Origin of the sequence: Ekhidna sp. (assembly GCF_963691765.1) — a bacterium.
Lineage (GTDB): Bacteria > Bacteroidota > Bacteroidia > Cytophagales > Cyclobacteriaceae > Ekhidna.
Genome location: NZ_OY829375.1, coordinates 1309042 through 1327364 on the forward strand (window position 1 = coordinate 1309042; position 18323 = coordinate 1327364).

Annotated in this window: 20 protein-coding genes and 1 tRNA gene; 10 read left to right on the forward strand and 11 right to left on the reverse strand. The window is 38.5% G+C overall.

Annotated features, from left to right (window positions below; translation table 11 throughout):
• Nucleotides 1-92 precede the first annotated feature (92 nt).
• Nucleotides 93-560 carry a YHS domain-containing (seleno)protein gene (locus ACY650_RS06130; protein WP_462252796.1) on the reverse strand — a complete coding sequence of 156 codons (468 nt, stop codon included), beginning with the start codon at nt 558-560 and terminating at the stop codon, nt 93-95.
• A gap of 148 nt (nt 561-708) precedes the next feature.
• Between ACY650_RS06130 and ACY650_RS06135 the strand changes: the two genes are divergently transcribed.
• Complete coding sequence (locus ACY650_RS06135) at nt 709-1062, forward strand: hypothetical protein (protein WP_462252798.1); 354 nt, start codon at nt 709-711, stop codon at nt 1060-1062.
• Nucleotides 1063-1115: 53 nt separating this feature from the next.
• Here ACY650_RS06135 and ACY650_RS06140 read toward each other — a convergent pair whose 3' ends face one another.
• The 5 genes from ACY650_RS06140 to ACY650_RS06160 form a co-directional block, all read right to left on the reverse strand.
• Complete coding sequence (locus ACY650_RS06140; protein ID WP_462252800.1) at nt 1116-1811, reverse strand: hypothetical protein; 696 nt, start codon at nt 1809-1811, stop codon at nt 1116-1118.
• Between the two features lie 267 nt (nt 1812-2078).
• On the reverse strand, nt 2079-3890 hold the full coding sequence (locus ACY650_RS06145; protein ID WP_462252802.1) for an OmpL47-type beta-barrel domain-containing protein: 1812 nt from the start codon (nt 3888-3890) through the stop codon (nt 2079-2081).
• A gap of 894 nt (nt 3891-4784) precedes the next feature.
• Nucleotides 4785-4859 (reverse strand) — tRNA-Val (locus ACY650_RS06150).
• 66 nt (nt 4860-4925) lie between these two features.
• A complete protein-coding gene (locus ACY650_RS06155) occupies nt 4926-5585 on the reverse strand; it encodes a DUF2461 domain-containing protein (protein ID WP_462252804.1) in 660 nt (219 codons plus the stop codon).
• Nucleotides 5585-6847, reverse strand: coding sequence for a UDP-N-acetylmuramoyl-tripeptide--D-alanyl-D-alanine ligase (locus tag ACY650_RS06160; RefSeq protein ID WP_462252806.1), 1263 nt, complete (start codon nt 6845-6847; stop codon nt 5585-5587). The genes ACY650_RS06155 and ACY650_RS06160 overlap by 1 nt, the downstream gene beginning before the upstream one ends.
• A 51-nt stretch (nt 6848-6898) precedes the next feature.
• Here ACY650_RS06160 and ACY650_RS06165 point away from each other — a divergent pair, with 51 nt between their 5' ends.
• Nucleotides 6899-7084 (forward strand): hypothetical protein, encoded by a 186-nt coding sequence (locus ACY650_RS06165; protein ID WP_462252808.1) that lies wholly within the window; start codon nt 6899-6901, stop codon nt 7082-7084.
• On the opposite strand, the gene ACY650_RS06170 is transcribed toward ACY650_RS06165, so the two are convergent.
• The 3 genes from ACY650_RS06170 to ACY650_RS06180 all read right to left on the reverse strand — a co-directional run bounded on the left by ACY650_RS06170 (nt 7081) and on the right by ACY650_RS06180 (nt 10227).
• Nucleotides 7081-9252: an endonuclease gene (locus ACY650_RS06170; protein ID WP_462252810.1), complete on the reverse strand. Its 2172-nt coding sequence runs from the start codon at nt 9250-9252 to the stop codon at nt 7081-7083. The genes ACY650_RS06165 and ACY650_RS06170 overlap by 4 nt on opposite strands.
• Before the next feature lie 83 nt (nt 9253-9335).
• The gene (gene recR / locus ACY650_RS06175; RefSeq protein ID WP_462252812.1) at nt 9336-9944 is read right to left on the reverse strand and encodes a recombination mediator RecR; all 609 of its coding nucleotides are present in this window, start codon (nt 9942-9944) and stop codon (nt 9336-9338) included.
• A 1-nt stretch (nt 9945) separates the two neighbouring features.
• Nucleotides 9946-10227 carry an ATP-dependent Clp protease adaptor ClpS gene (locus ACY650_RS06180; protein WP_462252814.1) on the reverse strand — a complete coding sequence of 94 codons (282 nt, stop codon included), beginning with the start codon at nt 10225-10227 and terminating at the stop codon, nt 9946-9948.
• Between the two features lie 84 nt (nt 10228-10311).
• On the opposite strand from ACY650_RS06180, the gene ACY650_RS06185 reads away from it, so the two are divergent.
• Together ACY650_RS06185 and ACY650_RS06190 are read left to right on the forward strand one after the other, a co-directional pair.
• Nucleotides 10312-11757 carry a sodium:solute symporter gene (locus ACY650_RS06185; protein WP_462252816.1) on the forward strand — a complete coding sequence of 482 codons (1446 nt, stop codon included), beginning with the start codon at nt 10312-10314 and terminating at the stop codon, nt 11755-11757.
• Nucleotides 11750-12127 carry a group III truncated hemoglobin gene (locus ACY650_RS06190; protein WP_462252818.1) on the forward strand — a complete coding sequence of 126 codons (378 nt, stop codon included), beginning with the start codon at nt 11750-11752 and terminating at the stop codon, nt 12125-12127. Before ACY650_RS06185 ends, ACY650_RS06190 begins: the two co-directional genes overlap by 8 nt.
• Here ACY650_RS06190 and ACY650_RS06195 read toward each other — a convergent pair.
• Together ACY650_RS06195 and ACY650_RS06200 are read right to left on the reverse strand one after the other, a co-directional pair.
• Nucleotides 12124-12456 carry an MGMT family protein gene (locus ACY650_RS06195; RefSeq protein ID WP_462252820.1) on the reverse strand — a complete coding sequence of 111 codons (333 nt, stop codon included), beginning with the start codon at nt 12454-12456 and terminating at the stop codon, nt 12124-12126. The genes ACY650_RS06190 and ACY650_RS06195 overlap by 4 nt on opposite strands.
• Nucleotides 12456-12872 carry a hypothetical protein gene (locus ACY650_RS06200; RefSeq protein WP_462252822.1) on the reverse strand — a complete coding sequence of 139 codons (417 nt, stop codon included), beginning with the start codon at nt 12870-12872 and terminating at the stop codon, nt 12456-12458. The genes ACY650_RS06195 and ACY650_RS06200 overlap by 1 nt, the downstream gene beginning before the upstream one ends.
• A gap of 101 nt (nt 12873-12973) precedes the next feature.
• Here ACY650_RS06200 and ACY650_RS06205 point away from each other — a divergent pair, with 101 nt between their 5' ends.
• The 6 genes from ACY650_RS06205 to ACY650_RS06230 all read left to right on the forward strand — a co-directional run bounded on the left by ACY650_RS06205 (nt 12974) and on the right by ACY650_RS06230 (nt 18321).
• Entirely contained in the window at nt 12974-13687 is a 714-nt protein-coding gene (locus ACY650_RS06205; RefSeq protein ID WP_462252824.1) for an ABC transporter ATP-binding protein, read from the forward strand.
• Entirely contained in the window at nt 13684-14244 is a 561-nt protein-coding gene (locus ACY650_RS06210) for a cob(I)yrinic acid a,c-diamide adenosyltransferase (protein ID WP_462252826.1), read from the forward strand. The genes ACY650_RS06205 and ACY650_RS06210 overlap by 4 nt, the downstream gene beginning before the upstream one ends.
• A 32-nt stretch (nt 14245-14276) precedes the next feature.
• The gene (locus ACY650_RS06215; protein WP_462252828.1) at nt 14277-15344 is read left to right on the forward strand and encodes a branched-chain amino acid aminotransferase; all 1068 of its coding nucleotides are present in this window, start codon (nt 14277-14279) and stop codon (nt 15342-15344) included.
• Nucleotides 15345-15429: 85 nt separating this feature from the next.
• Nucleotides 15430-16510, forward strand: a protein-coding gene (prfB, locus tag ACY650_RS06220) for a peptide chain release factor 2 (protein ID WP_462252830.1) whose coding sequence is annotated in 2 segments (ribosomal slippage) — nt 15430-15489 and nt 15491-16510 — 1080 coding nt in all. Because the reading frame shifts where the segments join, the coding sequence is not laid out codon by codon here.
• 14 nt (nt 16511-16524) lie between these two features.
• Nucleotides 16525-17667 carry an MFS transporter gene (locus ACY650_RS06225; RefSeq protein WP_462252832.1) on the forward strand — a complete coding sequence of 381 codons (1143 nt, stop codon included), beginning with the start codon at nt 16525-16527 and terminating at the stop codon, nt 17665-17667.
• Entirely contained in the window at nt 17668-18321 is a 654-nt protein-coding gene (locus ACY650_RS06230; protein ID WP_462252834.1) for a lysoplasmalogenase, read from the forward strand.
• The last annotated feature ends 2 nt before the right edge of the window (nt 18322-18323 follow it).

Below are 18323 nucleotides of genomic sequence, written 5' to 3' on the forward strand. Positions count from 1 at the left end.
GCTCAGAAATCAAGCTGGCAATTTAGAAATATGAGTACAAATCATTGAGAATTTTACTCAATGAGAAGAAAAATTAATATTGGCCAGAAGGGTTAGTTCATAGACTCCCAATTGCCGTCTGCTTTGACTTTATATTCTTTAGGATTTTCATTCCACTCATCCTTTAGGCTTCCGGTAAGATTTGTCATCCAATCATCATAAAAAAGCTGCAATTTGCCATCTTCTATTTGCCACATTGTTGGATCTGGCTCCATTTTAGTTGAAGACTCAGCAATGGCATAAGCGCACCAACCTCCATATTCTGGAAGGTACTTTTCTGGTGATTCTTGAAATAGCAATCTATTCTTCGTACTTGAAAAGTAGTAAGTCAATCCATTATGATTTACGGATTCTTCCTCAACCCCTTTTTTAGCCGCTCCTTGCTCAAAATATGCGACTGGATCATATCCATCTATGGCAACCCCGCCTACATTAAAAGTTTCGTCTTTGGGTTCGTCTGAGCCCGATGAGCATGCTACCGCTATAGCTAGTGCTAATGTTAATATGCTTAATTTCTTCATGGTTACTTAAAAAGTTTCGATCAGCTAACGATTATTATTCTAAGAAAGCTAAGAAAAAAAACTCTTTAGAGACTTCTGGTCATAAGGAAGACATTCAGATTTTTTTAACAATCTCTTTATTTTAGTATTTCACACATAACCACTTAAAATGCCAGGCATTCAAAAAATTACTCACAAAGGAAAGGAGATCATTTATGTCGACTATCGTGGACAATCAGAAGATCAAATGCTAGAAACAGCCACATCCCTTAGAGAATTTTTAGTAGGTAATCCTGGATTTCATTTGAGGTTAGTGAACATTTCTGACACTCCGGCCACTCGTAAATTCACTGCTTATATAAGAGAATTAGGCAAAGAGACTAAAGACGTACCTGTTAAGGCAGCAATTGTTGGCATAACAGGTGCGAAGAAAGTTTTACTCTCTGGTTATAACAGATTGCTTGGTGGGGCGATGCGTCCTTTTGATGATGAAGAAACGGCTAAGGAATACTTGATAAGTTAAAAAAAGGCCTGACGAATTCGCCAGGCCTCAATTCCAAAGCTGGTATATTTTGGTTATTTAATTTTAAATTCTACAACTTCTTTAGAAAGGTTATAGAAAGTGTCGTAAGCCCTGATTTCAATCTTCACGTGCTTACCCTTGAAGTCTCTCAGTTTGTCAGAAAAATCAATAAATTCTTTGTTTTCATTCACGATTACAGGCCCATCGTTGATCTGATAAGTTAGCTTTTGAACGTTAACCTTAGCGTCAGTGGCATCTACCATCAACTTTATATCATCCGAAAAAATAGGGAGTCCATTTTCAAAAGAAATTGGTGATGCATTGAATGCTGCACTTACTTTAGGTCCTTGCTTGTCAATGTATATATTATCTGTTCTTACCTGCTCCTGGTTACCCGCTTTATCGGTGCTGTAATATTCTATTCTGTAGGAACCATCCTTTAATTGATGTGGAACCATCTGACGGCCATCCGATTTCATGTACGGCAAATCAGCAATCTTAAAGAAGGTGGTAGCAATACCAGACTCTTCTTCTATAATCTTAAATTTAATTCGTGTGGCGGGGCCGAAAATGTATGCTTCAGATTCGGTTCGAAGCAGATCTGTTCTTGGTGCAACAACATCTGTATTCAATACCTCAGAACCTTCCTCATTATTGAAGCTCTTATTTAATGCCAGCTGTGCATTTGATGAAATAGCTGTCCCTGCGATAAATAAAGCAATACAAATTACCTTCTTGAAAAAATCCATAACGTGCTTTTTTGAATTATGAGCACAAAGATCTTGTAAATAGATGCTGCTATTTATCAGTGATTAATTGGCTTTTGAATTAGGTCATTTTATTAGTCATTACTATGTGTTTTTTTAAATTAAAAAAACATAAATAATTGATTTTATGATACTTAGAATTAATGACTTCTATTGTTAGTAGATGTTATCTTGTGGTCAAAAAACCAATTCAGATAAAAAACCCTGACTCATTTCTGAATCAGGGTCCTGTTCACACTTAATTGATAGTTAATCTTCTATCTTAAATTTTATTGTTTCGCTAGTTGCATTCTTCACTAAGTCAGTAGTTGTGATTTTTACCTCAAATACTTTTCCTCTCTTGAATGCCTTTTTCTCACTAATATCAATTGTCTTTGGACTACTGTAATACACTTCTTTCTGATTATTCACTTGGTAAGCAATGCTATTTGTGCCTGATTGATCATCGGTAGCTCCAAGGAATAATCTGGTACCTACTGGATATATTTTAATTCCATCTTCCTCACCTATTGGTTGATTGCTGAAATTAAACACTATTTCTGGCCCTTTTTTATCCAGGTATAAATCAATGCTTTTGGAATACTCTACATTATCCACGTTATCTACAGAACGATACATGATACCATTGTATCCTTCATTGCTTAACTTGAATGTGTCATCGTACTTTTTAAAATCACTTCCTATTGCTGAGTATTCAGTGTACGCAACACCCGAATTTTGATCTGATGAAGTTAGTTTCAGCTGAGTAGATTCATTGATGTAGTATCGATTTGCCACTTCAAAATAATCTCCAACAAATTCAATTTGGGTTGATGGACGCAGACTATCAACAAATATTTCTTGTTGATTCTTAATTTCAACATTGCCAACCATGTCAGTTGCAGTAAAGCTCACGAATGTCATTCCATGATAGTTCTGAATTGAAAATGACTCATCATAAGTTTCATTCGAAACACCTCTTGTTGAATACATAATTTCATCAACACCCGCTTTATTGTCTGTAGCAGATAAGCTTATTTTTGAACTAGGAGAAACATAAAGTCTTTTACCATCCATAAAAGAGGAGGTAGCATTCAGCGTAGATTGAGGTGCGATCTTATCAAGATATACCTTTTCTATCCTTAGATCTTCGCCATTGATCACATTGTCCACACTGTAGTATGAAAGCTCATATTCTCCATCTTGCATAGAAGAAGGCATTGTTTGATCTGATCTTACTTTAATGTAAGCATTGTCTGCTAACTTAAAATAAGTCGATTTCAAGCCTGAATGCTCTTCGATCACTTCAAATTGTAAAGATGTTTTTGGACCAAAAACATAATTTCCATTCGTTGTTTTATTCAATGTTGTTTTAGGTGCAGTTTTATCATACACGAAGGATACAGTCTTAGTATCTGTATAGTTGTTGACATTATCTACAGAATAGTATGCAAAAGAATATTCATCTGTCGATTCGTTTTTAAAATCAACACCCCCTGTGCTCCAATCTTTATTATTCAAACTCCAAAAACTACTTTTTACTCCAGACTGCTCATCCCATTCAACAAATTCAATTGAAAGATCATTACCATAGTAGGTAACGTCATTTTTCTTGTACAGGGCGCTTGAATTAAACACAGGCCTAACGACAGGCGGTTTACTATCGGCATAAAGTTCCATTTGAATTTCACGCAAAGGATATGCATACTCTTTGGTTTCAGGGTCTACCGCCCACTTCGTTCTAATGTAATTTGCTCCTTCCGTATCAAGATAAAGTGGCTCGGTATCTTCAGGGTGACTTAGGCTTTTTAAATCGTGTGTTTCTCCATTTGGTGTAGTGGAAAACTTTAGATAGATAGGTAAGTTTTTATTTACATAAGTTTTATTGCCTTCTGACACATATACTGTTTCACTATCTTTTACTATTAAAGGCGGAGTATTTTTGGTGGTTGTTTTTTTTCCAGGACTTGCTAATTTATCATCAGGTTTTATTTGACTATCAGTCATAGCAACTTGCTGGGCAAACAGATTAAAGCATAAGCCAATCACAGCAATTAAAAATGTTATTTTGCGGATTTTCATAGTGGTTTTGATTTAGATTAATTAATGATAACCAAATATCCTTCTGAATATCCTGTGATTTTATAGGTAAAAGCTACCTAATTGATTAAGTCAAATACTTATAGAAAAATCCGAATATTTAAGGGGTGTAAAAGATGAAAATATATGGATATTGGATTAAGTGAGTCTTTGCAAAGACTAATAAATCTCATCCCTCAAATTGTTATCTAGCTGTAAAAAAGAAAAACCTGACTCATTTCTGAATCAGGGTTTTGAAAGTGGACTCTGAGGGATTACTCATACGTGCAGCCTTACCGCACATCCCCTCGTGAATCTCCGATTTACTCATACGCAAAGCCTTGCCGCACGCCCCCTCGTGAATCTCCGATTTACTCATACGCAAAGCCTTGCCGCACATCCCCTCGTGAATCTCCGATTTACTCATACGCAAAGCCTTGCCGCACATCCCCTCGTGAAGCTTCGCTTTCGAACCGCGGTTCTCATCCCTCAAATTGTTATCTAGCTGTAAAAAAGAAAACCCTGACTCATTTCTGAATCAGGGTTTTGAAAGTGGGCTCTGAGGGATTACTCATACGTGCAGCCTTACCGCACATCCCCTCGTGAATCTCCGATTTACTCATACGCAAAGCCTTGCCGCACATCCCCTCGTGAAGCTTCGCTTTCGAACCACGGTTCTCATCCCTCGAAATATTATCTATCAGTAAAAAAGAAAACCCTGACTCATTTCTGAATCAGGGTTTTGAAAGTGGGCTCTGAGGGATTACTCATACGCGCAGCCTTACCGCACGCCCCCTCGTGAAGCTTCGCTTTCGAACCACGGTTCTCATCCCTCGAAATATTATCTATCAGTAAAAAAGAAAACCCTGACTCATTTCTGAATCAGGGTTTTGAAAGTGGGCTCTGAGGGATTCGAACCCCCGACCCTCTGGGTGTAAACCAGATGCTCTGAACCAACTGAGCTAAGAGCCCGTTCCTAAAAGGACTGCAAATTTAGTACGCTTTACTTTCCATGCAAGTCTCTTGAGAAATTATTTTTCAATCCAATGCTTTTAAAAGAAATTTATTGAATGGATAGAGTGTTTTGTATGTCTCTACAACTTGACTCACAATGTTGCTAGAAGTAGTTTCCTTATCAGTAAGCTGTCTCATAAACACATAATGTTTAAGCTGTAAAAGATCAATATTCTCATGATCTTTTGGATAGCCTTTGGGAGCAGTCTTCAAACGATCATCACCGTAAGGTTCTCCGAAGGTTTCCTTGAATGCTTTATTATCTATGATAGATCGAATCTCATTTCCATTATAATCAATTTCCTGACGCACCTTCTGCAACTTATCTGAGGATGGTTGATAGACTCCGCCTCCTGCAAAATTATTACCAGGCATAATGTGAAGGTAATAGCCAGGATTTCCGGATTGCCTTCCTCCATCAACTATTGCTGCTCCAAAATTTGTCTTATAAGGATCTTTGTTTTTACTAAATCGGATATCTCTATTTATCCTGAAAAGTGTTTTGCGAGGATCAATTCCAGCTAGCGAAGGATCAAAATCAGCAGTTTGTTGAATTAATTCTGAAACCAGTTCAATGACCTGTTCTTTCGCATGCTTATATCTTTTTTTATTGTCATCCATCCATTCCTTTTTATTGTGTTTGGCAAGGTCAGATAGAAACTCAAGAGTAAACTGTAAGTCCATTATGTAATACTATTTAAAATGCTTTCTAATTTGATCGATCGAGAAGCCTTTAAAAGGACAGTTGCATTAGATAAATCAATTGATTTTATTTTTTCAACCAATTCTTCTTTAGAATTTGAATGGTTTTCCGCATTCGCAATTCTTCCAATTTTATCTCCAACGGTGAGTATACTCTCAATACCAAGTTGAGCTGCATAATCCAATAACTCAGCATGTTGCGAATCCGAATTTTCTACTTCATTCATATCGCCTAGAATGGCAACCTTATTTCCATCATTTTCTGAAAGGTTCTCTAAAGCTACTTTCATTGAATCCGGATTCGCATTGTATGCATCCAAAATAATTGTAACTGAACCCTGCTTAATTATTTGAGACCGGGCATTTTCAGAAGAGTACTCACCTAAGGCATTGAGTATTCTACTATCAGAAACTTCAAAATACCTTCCAATAGAGACTGCTGCAGCGATATTAGAAAAATTGTACTTTCCAATGATTTGTGTTTCTTGAATAGCTGAATCTAACGAAATAGTAACGGATGGTATAGATGATTTCAACTCTAAATCACTATCTGGAAAATGAATAGGAGACTCAAACCTTTTTGACATATTTGAAAGCACAGCATCGTCATCATTTATGAAAACAGTACCATCATTCTTTCTCAAATAATCAAATAATTCACTCTTCCCACGAATCACTCCTTCGATTCCACCAAAAGTTTCTGTGTGAGCCCTCCCAATGTTAGTGATTAATCCATGAGTAGGTTTAGCGACTTCACAGTAACTAGCGATTTCTCCTACATGGTTCGCCCCCATTTCTATTATTGCAATTTCAACTTGAGGATGAATATGAAGTAGTGTGAGTGGCACACCGATATGGTTGTTATAGTTCCCTTTGGTTGCATGAATAATATACGATTCAGAAAGCACCTTACTTACCAATTCCTTAGTAGTGGTCTTGCCATTAGAACCAGTTATTGCAAGTACTGGACGTTTAAATCTTGCGCGATGAAACGAAGCAAGATCTTGAAGTGCTTTTAAACAATCTTCAGCCAAGATTATTCGCTCATCGGTGACAAATTCTTCATCATCTACTACAGCATATGCCGCCCCTTTATTAAGTGCTTCTTCCGCAAACTGATTTGCATTGAAATTTGGCCCGCTGATTGAAAAGAATAAGTTGTTTGGTTCGATTGTGCGAGTATCAATAGATACCCCATCACTCAATAGAAACCTGGAATAAAGAAATTCAATAAAATCGCCCATCGCAGCAAAAATATCTTTTACTGGTCAATATTGACCACATATATTTACATCATGGATCCAAGATTAATTAGGCCTTTAGCTTTTGCAGGAATCGTTCTCGCTATGGCACTTAGTATTTGGTATGTTGTCAAAACATATCAGGACGGGAACCCTCGTTGGATCTTTCTCATCATGGCTTTTGGTATTGCCGCACTTCTTTCTCAATACTTAAAGCCAAAAGGAAGGAGAAAAGACTAATTCTTTACAGAAATATTAACAGAAATATCAATATCATCCTGCTCGATTACTAATACATAAGTACCGGGACTAAGATTAGTAAATGTTTGCGCTAAGATCAATTCCATCTTCTCCTTGGAACCGTTCTCTTCAATTAGCCTCCTCCCCTTAAGGTCATTTAGTGTTACTTTTAAATCGCCTGATATCCCCTCTATTTTTAAAGGCCCATCTGTCGGATTAGGATAGACAAAAATTCGACCATCCGACAATCCTAAAGTGATACTTTCATTTGGCTGGCCAGGGGTGGATAGGTTACCTTCTGTCCAAACCATGTCACTATAATTGGTAGATCCGCAACATAATTGAATGGAAGTTTCAGAGCTGGTACTCTCACCTTCTTCAACAGCTAGTAACTCGTAATCAGCAATGGCACCTCCATAGGATATGGCATGCACCTCTTCATTTTGATAAAGAAGTCTAAAACCATTTGGCCCATCTTTAATTCCACCAAAGTTTCTAAAATAATATCCTGCAGCACCTTCTTGCATACTGGAAGCGAGAAAAGAAGAATAAACACTTTCATCGTCATCTACTAACTCGACAGTGAAATCTGATAGGTTAAAGTTTGAAGGATTTTCAAGATATATTTCTATGAATTCGTTTTGATCTGAACCACCATTCGCATAGTGAAATTCGTTAATCCAGCCAACTGGTAAAACTGGCTCGTCATATTCAGCACCGCTTACGCGAATGGTTTTTGTAGCCCCCGAAGATTCATGTAAAATTTCCTCTTCAAACGAGGACCCATCGTCCGCCGAAGGCTCATACCTGACATAAACTGTCGTTTGGCCTACTGTACCTTCAGAGTTATTCAACACCAAAGGGTTAGAAGATGAATAAACTACTCCGCTAAAATCTGATTCCAAAGCGATGTTAACTTCATCCGGAGGAGTGACTGTTAAATCCTCGGTGAGATTTACTGCAGATAGCGTATATGACTCGGTCATTGATTCACCAAACTCCAATATTCCAAAATCAATCGCACTTAAAGAAGTGGTAATTTGAGGGGCTTCAACATCGGTAGATTCCGACCCTGAAACAGATATATTAACAGTTTCCGCATTTGACGATGTATGCGTGATGTTTTGATTGAAACTTTCTCCATTTTGATTTATCGGAGAGAATCTTACGTATACCGTTTGACCCGACCCTTCAGCTGTGGATTGACTAATAGTTTGTGATTGGGCCCATGTAGAATTATTAAGAGATAATTCAAACGGCGCCGAAATTGTCACAAAAATATCCCCTTCTAAGTCTGTTCCAGAGACCGTATAAGATTCTGAAGAACTAGATTCTCCTGCTGCAACTTCTCCAAAGTCAAAACCACTATCAGTAGAAACTTCAATAGAGGCGGTGACGCTAGATCCATCACCCCAAATATCATCAACCCACTCCGGATGATCAATGAATGGGTTTCTATTCCCTTGAAAAGAGTAGATACCTTCATGTCTATTCATTTCTTCTTGATCTACAGGATCTGCCTCATGCCATGCTAACAGAACAGACACCTTTCCCATCATTTCATCACCAGAAACATCATCAGAAAGTTCTAAGTCAGGCTCTCCGTTTTCTCCTTCATATCTTGTCGACATATAGAAAATCATTCTAGCAACATCTCCTTTCTGGTCGTCACCAGGTTCCCACGAGTCACTATCTCTTTTTGCAGGAGTTGTGCCTGAATAAACGCCAGAGGCATCAACATAAGTTGTACCGCCATTATCAAAAATCTTATTGCCCCGGGCTGAATTAGTAGAAATGTCACATGCTCTTAAAGAATGAATATCGGTACCTGGACCTCTCGATGTGTCAAAATTTCCTCGAGATTGAGGCCATACATGCTCCCTATTCCAACCCGATCCATTGTCGTAGTGCGCAGGTCCATTCATTGAAAACCTAGAGTAAATACCCAAAACATTATTCGAATTGTTCGGATCTACATCTGTGACTTCAAGAGCATCCCAACATTCACTATATGAAAGTTCTGTATGCCCACTAATGATGTTATTGAGCGCTGCTTTTAACGTTTCACCAGTCTTGCCTTCAGCATCATCATAATAGCCTTCAGGTGCTTGTGCATACAATGCAAAGCAAAAAATCATAGAAAGGAAGGTGGTCAATATCCTTTTCATCAGAGCACATTTTAGTGGTAGTACAAATATCTGAATTAGAGGCGTTTATTCCAGTTACAATTACCCCTAATAAGTAAGCTAAATTAGTCTTGATTGAATAAAGTTCGAGTAGCGATACTTCTGCCTAGCGTCACTTCATCTGCAAACTCCAACTCACTTCCAACAGGTATGCCTCGAGCAATGGTCGTCACTTTAATTCCGAATTCTTTAAGGAGTTTCGTTATATAAAATGATGTAGTATCACCCTCCATTGTAGCACTTAATGCCAAAATCACTTCCTTTACCTGGTCATCATTTTTTATTCGATTAATCAAAGAATCAATCTTTACGTTTTCTGGTCCAATTCCATCCATTGGTGAAATTCTTCCACCGAGAACATGAAATAATCCATTGTATTGACCCGTATTTCGAATGGCTAAGACATCAGGAGTATCTTCAACAACACAAATGACAGAGGTATCTCTATAGGCGTTTTGGCAAGTACAATCCTCAGTATCTGCTATAATGTGACAAGTTTTGCAATACTTGATGTTTTCTCTAAGATCTTTAAGGGCTGATGATAACTCTAACGTAGAATTTTCTGGCTGCTTTAGAAGATGTAGCGCCAATCTAAGTGCTGTTTTTTTTCCGATTCCTGGCAATCGTGAAATTTCCTCCACAGCACGCTCAACCAACTGCGATGGATATTCCATATTATATGATGCTTGCCTTGATACCTGCCGAAGTGATCCCTTCCCTCATTGGCTTCAACTCCTCATACATCCCTTTCTTAACTGCACATTTTCCTTTGTAATGAATAAGAAAAGTACATTGCTCGGCCTGGTGCACATCGTGTTTACAAACCTTCACCAAAGTATTGATGACATGCTCAAACGTATTGAAGTCATCATTATAGACCATTAGATCTCTCAAACTTTCGCTCCCAATATCCTCGGCGGTTTGTACTTCCTCTTCTATTTCGAAATCTATACTCATTCCTCTTGCTTTATTGCAAAATTAATAATTGCAACACAACCCACATGATTTGTAATTTGCAGGTCGAACAACATTATAAACAACATGAATCCAATTTTGGTTGGCACGATCGTTTTAGGATACTTCGTTTTGCTCATAGGCATCTCATGGCTTACTTCAAGAAATGGGAAATCAACTGATTTTTATACTGCAAACAGAGAATCAAAATGGTATTTGGTAGCATTCGGAATGATAGGAGCTTCTCTTTCTGGAGTGACTTTTATTTCAGTGCCGGGTGAAGTGGCAAATTCAAACTTCTATTATTTCCAGGTTGTTCTTGGATACTTGGTGGGTTATTTCGTAATCGCCAAAGTACTTCTTCCGCTTTATTACAGGCTTAACCTTGTCTCCATCTATACATACTTAGAGCAAAGATTTGGATTCTGGTCTTATAAATCGGGAGCATTTTTCTTCTTAGTCAGTCGAATAATCGGAGCCAGTTTTAGACTCTTCCTAGTGGCCGGCGTACTGCAAATAGCTTTTTTTGATGCATTCAATCTTCCCTTTTGGATTTCGGTACTCACTACAATCATATTAATATGGCTTTACACATTTAGAGGTGGAATAAAGACCATCGTTTGGACTGACACACTCCAAACTACTTTCATGTTGGTTTCTGTGGTAGTAAGTATCCTGTTTATTAAAAATGAACTTTCATGGACGTGGGTGGAGCTAACATCAAACATTTTTAATGATGAAAGATCAACGATTTTCAACTGGGAGTGGCAAAGTGGTCGGAACTTTTTCAAACAGTTTTTTAGTGGAGCTTTCATCGCCATTGTAATGACAGGACTGGATCAAGATATGATGCAAAAGAATCTTACTTGTAAAAATATTGGCGAAGCACAAAAAAATGTTTTTTGGTTTTGCGTGATCCTGGTTATTGTAAACTTCATGTTTTTAAGTCTAGGTGTTCTGCTATATCAATATGCTGAAATTGGAAATATCATGATCCCAGAACGTTCAGATAATCTATTTCCACTACTTGCTGTAAATCAATTTTCAACCATAGGCACTGTAACATTTCTACTGGGTATAACAGCAGCCGCATATTCAAGTGCTGATTCTGCTTTGACAGCCTTAACTACTTCATTCTGTGTAGACTTTTTAGGATTCAAAAAGGAGAATTACGAAAAGCATAAGAACCTTCGGATTAGTATTCATTTGGGTTTTTCCGTGATCTTATTTTTTGTAATTCTAATTTTTCAAGCAATTAATGATCAAAGTGTAATTAACTCTATTTTTATAGCTGCCGGATATACATATGGACCACTACTGGGTTTATTCAGCTTTGGTATTTTCACTAAATGGGAAGTAAAAGATAAACTCGTCCCAGCGGTTTGCATTCTGTCCCCTTTGATCAGTTATTTAATTAATCTTAACTCAGAATCGCTTTTAGGAGGATATAAATTCGGCTTTGAAATTTTGATATTAAATGGACTTATAATGTTTTTAGGTCTTGTACTGATTAGACGTAGTACCAATGAATGATATTGAAGATTTATATCTACTTGTAGAGGCCTTCTACCGAGAGGCAAAATCAGATTCGCAACTAGGTCCAATTTTTCGCCAGTTTGTTGATGATTGGGATCCACATATTCGCAAAGTGGCAAGTTTTTGGGAGTCCACACTGTTTGACAGTGGTTCATATAGAGGAAATCCCATGGCTCTTCATCAAAAAGTTGATGAAATTTTAAGTCATAAATTAGAAAAGATACACTTTGATAAGTGGGTGGAAATTTGGCAAAAAACAACTGACAGTATGTTTGCAGGTCAAGTTGCAGATCAAGCAAAACAACGAGCAGCTAATATCGCCAACATCATGTACATCAAAGTATATGAGAAACGAAATATTAACTAGAGTCCGAGTTCAATCATCGGGTCCCAAAAGTGCTTTTCAAAACCCTGGATTTGATCATCTTTTACTTTGATCCCTTCAGCTTCCAGTAGCTCTTTCATTCTATTTGGCGATTGAAAATGATGTTTGCCAGTTAATACTCCAATCCGATTCACAACGCGATGAGCGGGAACATCATGCTGAGCAACCGCGCCATTCATTGCCCATCCAACAACTCTTGCAGAACGCTTTACCCCTAAGTAGTTGGCTATGGCCCCGTAACTTGTTACTCTACCTTCTGGGATAAGTTTTGCAACCTCATAAACATCCTTGAAAAAACTCTCCTTATCCATTAATCTAATTTTTCCACCTTACAATCCTGTAGAATGTAGAATAGATTCAATGGGTTGTCGTCATTTAATCTAAGTGTTCCAGTCACCCTTACTTGTTCATCCGTATACTTGAATTCACGATCTGAATACACTTCGACAACTGTCTCAGGACCAGCACCGCCACAAAAAAAGCAGTTTTGGTAAGGAAATCGAGACAGAATAAAATAGTCTTGATCCGTATTCTGCTGAAGTGGTATAATAAACCCTTCAAGGGTCAGCTCTTTCCCTTCCCGTAATTTTAGTTGCTCAGAAAATTTAGGTTGTTCAACTTCGGCACCCATAAAGTCATCATACCCCACAACTATCTCTACTGAGGACAATAAATCCCACCCGGAGAATTGTGGTTGAAACAAAAGCGCTAGAAAAATAGTCATCATAGTGTGTAACATAATTAGAACCAAAACTATCTAAAAAACGTGTTAGTGTCTTACATGGGCGTTAGCATAATTTTTTACATTAGCCGAACATAATAACAGCAATGAGTAGTATTATCTCAACTTCCGAAATTTCAAGAAAGTACGTAATGGGCAGTGAAATCATCATGGCCCTCAAATCCATCTCAATAAACATTGATAAGGGCGAGTATGTAGCATTTATGGGTCCTTCTGGATCAGGTAAATCTACGTTGATGAACATAATCGGCTGTCTGGATACACCAACAGATGGTACATATATTTTGAACAACAATGACGTAAGCGACCTTACAGAAAATGAGTTGGCTGAAATCAGAAACAAAGAAATCGGATTTGTATTCCAAACATTTAACCTATTGCCTAGGGCATCTGCCATGGAAAATGTTGCATTACCACTCGTTTATGCAGGGTATAGTGCTTCTGAAAGAGAAGAAAAAGCGCTTGAAGCTTTGGCTGGTGTTGGACTAGAAGATAGAGCATACCACAAGCCAAATGAGCTTTCAGGAGGTCAAAGACAACGTGTTGCCATTGCAAGAGCATTGGTGAATAACCCAAGTATTATCCTAGCAGATGAGCCTACAGGTAACTTGGATTCAAAGACTTCTTACGACATCATGGATCTTTTTCAAGAGCTTCATGATAAGGGCAATACAATAATTATGGTTACTCACGAAGAGGACATTGCTGAATACTCTCATCGAATAGTTAGACTTAGAGATGGTCTCATCGAGAAAGATGAAGTAAATAAAAATGTACGATCAGCTAAAGCCCCAGCATGAGTGCCAAACTCTACACCAAAACAGGAGATAAAGGCAAAACCTCACTTCTAGGAGGTAAGAAAGTTTCTAAGGCCGATTTACGAATTGAAGCTTATGGTAATGTAGATGAGCTTAATTCATTTATTGGGCATCTAAAGGATCATGAAGCTGTTGAAAACAGACTAAAGCAACAGCTTTATTGGATTCAAGAGCATTTATTTTCCATAGGCAGTATCCTTGCTACAGAAGCTGATTTCAAAGGGTTTGAACTCCCAAAGGTTACAGATACTGAGGTCCAGCAGCTCGAAGTTTGGATTGATAAGTTTGATGGTGAAGTACCACCATTAAAATCATTTATTCTCCCAGGTGGACATCCCGCAGTCTCATTGGCTCATATCTGCCGTACTGTTTGTCGCAGAACCGAAAGAAGCATCATTTCGTTAAGCAATGAAGAGCCAGTTGATGAGTCAATATTGCAGTTCATGAATAGATTGTCTGATTATTTGTTCATCTTTGCGCGCGCAATCGGCCACATATTAGGTGTAAAGGAAGTTCCTTGGGCACCAGGGTCGGATTGAAATTCCCTTTTTCAACACAAAGATTGTAGAACATGACAGAGACGTTGGATATTCAAATCACGGAAACACAAAATTCTAGATTGCCCGAAATCGATTTCGATAACTTGGCATTTGGTAAAACTTTTTCAGATCATATGTTTATTGCCGATTACAAAGACGGTCAGTGGACAGATCTAAGAATTACCCCATACCAGAATCTTTCTGTGAGCCCTGCCAACGCAACTCTCCACTATGCTCAAAGCATTTTTGAGGGGCTTAAAGCACATAAAGCAGACAACGGCGACATTTTGATTTTCAGACCTGAAGCCAATGCTCAACGACTTATAAAGAGTGCAGATAGGATGTGCATGCCTGCAGTGCCAGAAGAATTGTTTATGGAAGCAATTCAAGCATTGATTTCTGTTGACAGAAACTGGGTACCTAATAGCCCCGGTACTTCATTATACATCAGACCATTTCAGTTTGCTGATGATCCATTTATTGGTGTGAGACCATCGGAGACTTACAAATTCATGGTTATTACTGGTCCCGTAGGTGGATATTATTCAGAACCTGTACGCGTCAAAATTGAAAAGCATTTCACAAGAGCTGTAAGAGGCGGAGTGGGAGCAGCGAAGACTGCTGGTAATTATGCAGCTTCACTTTATCCTGCAAAGCAAGCTCAGGCACAAGGCTATCATCAGTTGGTATGGACAGATGGCCAAACTCATGAATTCATTGAAGAGTCAGGGACAATGAACATCATGTTCGTAATCAATGATACATTGATCACACCTCCTACCAGTGATTCAATCCTACCTGGAATAACAAGAGAAAGTGCATTAATTCTTGCCAGGAATTGGGGAATAAAAGTTGATGAACGTCCGATTAAGGTTGATGAGATAATTGAGGCTATCGAAAACGGTTCTCTTACTGAGGCATTTGGTATTGGAACGGCGGCAACTGTTTCTCACATTGCTGTAATTGGATATGAGGGAACTGACTATGAGCTTCCTGCAATTGAAACCAGGACGATTTCAAACAGAATTCTAGACTCATTGACTAAAATAAAATTAGGGCAAGAGGAAGATCGATTTGGATGGATGCATAAAGTTGGATAATCGTCCAATTTAAGCTTAAGAATTCAATCTACATCTTGGAAGAAATCAATGTATGATTATCTTCGCCACTTCAATCTGAACATTCATGACAAACGAAGAATTGAAAGATTTAAAGGCTCGTGTTAATGCCTTGAGGGGGTATCTTTGACTATGATGCCCGAAAGAAAAATCTTGAAGAACTAGAGCTAGTCACGGCTCAGCCAGACTTCTGGAGCAACCCAGAAGAGGCAGAAAAAACCATGAAAAAAATCCGAGGGCTCAAAGGCTGGACGGATAGCTATGAGGAAGTAGAAACATCTCTTGGTGATGTCGAAACCTTATATGAATTCAATCAAGAAGGAGAGGCCTCAGATGAGGAAGTCCAAGAATCATATGATAGCTCTTTAAAACTTCTCGAAGAACTGGAGCTTAAAAAGATGCTTGGTGAAGAAGAAGATCAACTATCTGCAATGCTTCAAATTACTCCGGGTGCTGGAGGTACTGAAAGCAATGATTGGGCAGGGATCCTCATGCGTATGTATATCATGTGGGGTGAAGCTAATGGATATAAGGTTCGCGAAGTTGACTATCAAGCTGGTGATGTTGCAGGCGTCAAATCAGTAACACTAGAATTTGATGGACCGCTTGCTTACGGCTACCTCAAATCAGAAAATGGTGTGCACAGGTTAGTAAGAATTTCACCCTTTGATAGTGGAGGTAGAAGGCACACTTCGTTTGCTTCAGTTTATGTCTACCCAGTAGCAGATGATTCAATCGAAATAGATATTAATCCTGCTGATGTAGAACTTCATACGTCAAGATCCGGAGGAGCAGGAGGTCAGAACGTAAACAAGGTAGAAACCAAGGTACAGCTTACTCACAAGCCAACTGGAATTGTTGTTGTCTGCCAAGTGGAAAGGTCTCAGCTAGCTAACAGAGAGCGAGCAATGCAAATGCTGAAATCTCAACTCTACCAAATGGAGATTGAGAAAAGGAATAAAGAGCGAGCAAGTATTGAGGCAGGAAAAAAAGCCATCGATTTTGGATCTCAAATCCGAAATTATGTGTTGCATCCATATAAGCTCATAAAAGACGCTCGAACAGGCTTTGAACGAACGGATGTGCAGAACGTTCTTGATGGAGACTTGAACGATTATATCAAAGCATACCTCCTACACGAGGAATAGATAAACCTAACTGAATGAAAAAATACTCACTGAACTTTTGGCTACTGTCCTTAAGTTCATTTCTATTTTTCGGTTCATTTAATATGGTGCTTCCCGAGCTCCCAGATTTCATGCGGACATTTGGGGGAGAGGATTATATTGGCTTGCATATTACCTTTTTCACGTTAACTGCACTAATCTCGCGTCCCTTTAGCGGCAAGTTAACCGATACGTGGGGCAGGATTCCTGTAATGGTATTTGGAGCTGCTGTAACGGCTGTAGTATCGTTATTCTATCCATTCTTCCTGAATATATATGCTTTCCTATTCATCAGATTCATTCATGGATTTTCGACTGGATTTAAACCCACAGGAACAGCCGCATATGTTGCTGACATTGTCCCTGTCAATAGACGCGGGGAAGGAATGGGCATACTAAGCTTCTTCGGAATGACTGGCATGGGAATGGGAAATTATATTGGAGGAGAGATCGCACTAAGATATGATGTTGATGTTCTCTTTTATAGCAGTGCTGTTGTCGCACTGCTATCAGTAATTGTGATTGCAGGGATGAAGGAAACGGTTGAAAACAAACAGAAGTTTTCTGGTCAATTACTTAAGATAAAGGCAGAAGACATCTATGAACCCACTGTGCTAGTTCCCTCTGTAGTTATGATGCTTGTCACCTTTTCATTTGGAACAGCTCTAACTCTTGCACCTGACCTAAGTGTGTCGCTTGGTATTCAAAATAAGGGATTGTTTTTCTCCTACTTTACCATCACATCATTAATATCCAGAGTAATTGGTGGAAGACTTTCTGACGAGTTTGGAAGGAGAAAGGTACTAATAGCGGCAATGCTAATAGTTGGAAGTGGGTCCATATACATTGGATTCTCTCAGTCAGCATTTCATTTATTTACTGGAGCATTAATTTTTGGAGCTGGATACGGTCTTTCTTCGCCAGCACTTTTTGCGTGGGCTGCTGATTTGGCCCCTGATCAGTTTAGAGGACGCGGCTTTTCCACCTTATTTATGGCATTAGAGATAGGAATCGGACTGGGCGCTTTACTTTCAGGACAGATATACAGCGGTAATCCAGAGAATTTTCCTATTGTTTTCTCTGGTTGTGGAAGCTTAGCATTTTTAGCTTTTATTTACCTTCTTTTTAAAGGAAAGTAAATGACTCGATACATCTTGTGGATATATGCTGTTGTATCCATTGCTAACTTATTCGCTAAAGTGATACCATCCGAAGAGCTTGATCAATACACCAAGCCCTTGTTAATGCCTTTGTTGCTGATCTATGTTTATAAGTCCAGTATAGGTAAAACTACTGCACGTATTTTGCTCTTATGCGTAGCACTTCTATTCTCCTGGCTGGGAGATGTAGTATTGATGTATCAAAGCGATCAACTTTTTTTTATGGCAGGGATTGGATTGTTTCTAATCGCCCAAGTAACCTACGTTATTGTACTTAGAAAATCTTCCTATCAAAAACCTGAATTCAGTATATCAAAAGGGTTGCCCTTTATACTTTATGCTGGCGCTCTCTTCTATATACTCCTTCCAGCTGGAGACTTTACAGCTCCAATTATAGTATATGGACTGGTGATTATGGCTATGGTTATAATGGCAAGGTTGAGAGAAGGAAACACTAGTCAAGATAGTTTTAAGTTCGCCTTTCTAGGTAGCATTTTATTTGTACTATCAGATTCTATTTTGGCAATTAATGCTTTTAATTCTGCTATTCCTTATGCGGGTGTTTTAATAATGTCAACTTACTGTGCAGCACAGCTCTTGCTAGTACTTGGCCTATTAAAGCACGTGGATTGACA

Bases quoted from the DNA above. Each gene is read 5' to 3' on its own strand.
- ACY650_RS06130 (WP_462252796.1), bottom strand. From the start codon at position 560: ATGAAGAAATTAAGCATATTAACATTAGCACTAGCTATAGCGGTAGCA.
- ACY650_RS06135 (WP_462252798.1), top strand. From the start codon at position 709: ATGCCAGGCATTCAAAAAATTACTCACAAAGGAAAGGAGATCATTTAT.
- ACY650_RS06140 (WP_462252800.1), bottom strand. From the start codon at position 1,811: ATGGATTTTTTCAAGAAGGTAATTTGTATTGCTTTATTTATCGCAGGG.
- ACY650_RS06145 (WP_462252802.1), bottom strand. From the start codon at position 3,890: ATGAAAATCCGCAAAATAACATTTTTAATTGCTGTGATTGGCTTATGC.
- ACY650_RS06155 (WP_462252804.1), bottom strand. From the start codon at position 5,585: ATGGACTTACAGTTTACTCTTGAGTTTCTATCTGACCTTGCCAAACAC.
- ACY650_RS06160 (WP_462252806.1), bottom strand. From the start codon at position 6,847: ATGGGCGATTTTATTGAATTTCTTTATTCCAGGTTTCTATTGAGTGAT.
- ACY650_RS06165 (WP_462252808.1), top strand. From the start codon at position 6,899: ATGGATCCAAGATTAATTAGGCCTTTAGCTTTTGCAGGAATCGTTCTC.
- ACY650_RS06170 (WP_462252810.1), bottom strand. From the start codon at position 9,252: ATGAAAAGGATATTGACCACCTTCCTTTCTATGATTTTTTGCTTTGCA.
- recR (WP_462252812.1), bottom strand. From the start codon at position 9,944: ATGGAATATCCATCGCAGTTGGTTGAGCGTGCTGTGGAGGAAATTTCA.
- ACY650_RS06180 (WP_462252814.1), bottom strand. From the start codon at position 10,227: ATGAGTATAGATTTCGAAATAGAAGAGGAAGTACAAACCGCCGAGGAT.
- ACY650_RS06185 (WP_462252816.1), top strand. From the start codon at position 10,312: ATGAATCCAATTTTGGTTGGCACGATCGTTTTAGGATACTTCGTTTTG.
- ACY650_RS06190 (WP_462252818.1), top strand. From the start codon at position 11,750: ATGAATGATATTGAAGATTTATATCTACTTGTAGAGGCCTTCTACCGA.
- ACY650_RS06195 (WP_462252820.1), bottom strand. From the start codon at position 12,456: ATGGATAAGGAGAGTTTTTTCAAGGATGTTTATGAGGTTGCAAAACTT.
- ACY650_RS06200 (WP_462252822.1), bottom strand. From the start codon at position 12,872: ATGATGACTATTTTTCTAGCGCTTTTGTTTCAACCACAATTCTCCGGG.
- ACY650_RS06205 (WP_462252824.1), top strand. From the start codon at position 12,974: ATGAGTAGTATTATCTCAACTTCCGAAATTTCAAGAAAGTACGTAATG.
- ACY650_RS06210 (WP_462252826.1), top strand. From the start codon at position 13,684: ATGAGTGCCAAACTCTACACCAAAACAGGAGATAAAGGCAAAACCTCA.
- ACY650_RS06215 (WP_462252828.1), top strand. From the start codon at position 14,277: ATGACAGAGACGTTGGATATTCAAATCACGGAAACACAAAATTCTAGA.
- ACY650_RS06225 (WP_462252832.1), top strand. From the start codon at position 16,525: ATGAAAAAATACTCACTGAACTTTTGGCTACTGTCCTTAAGTTCATTT.
- ACY650_RS06230 (WP_462252834.1), top strand. From the start codon at position 17,668: ATGACTCGATACATCTTGTGGATATATGCTGTTGTATCCATTGCTAAC.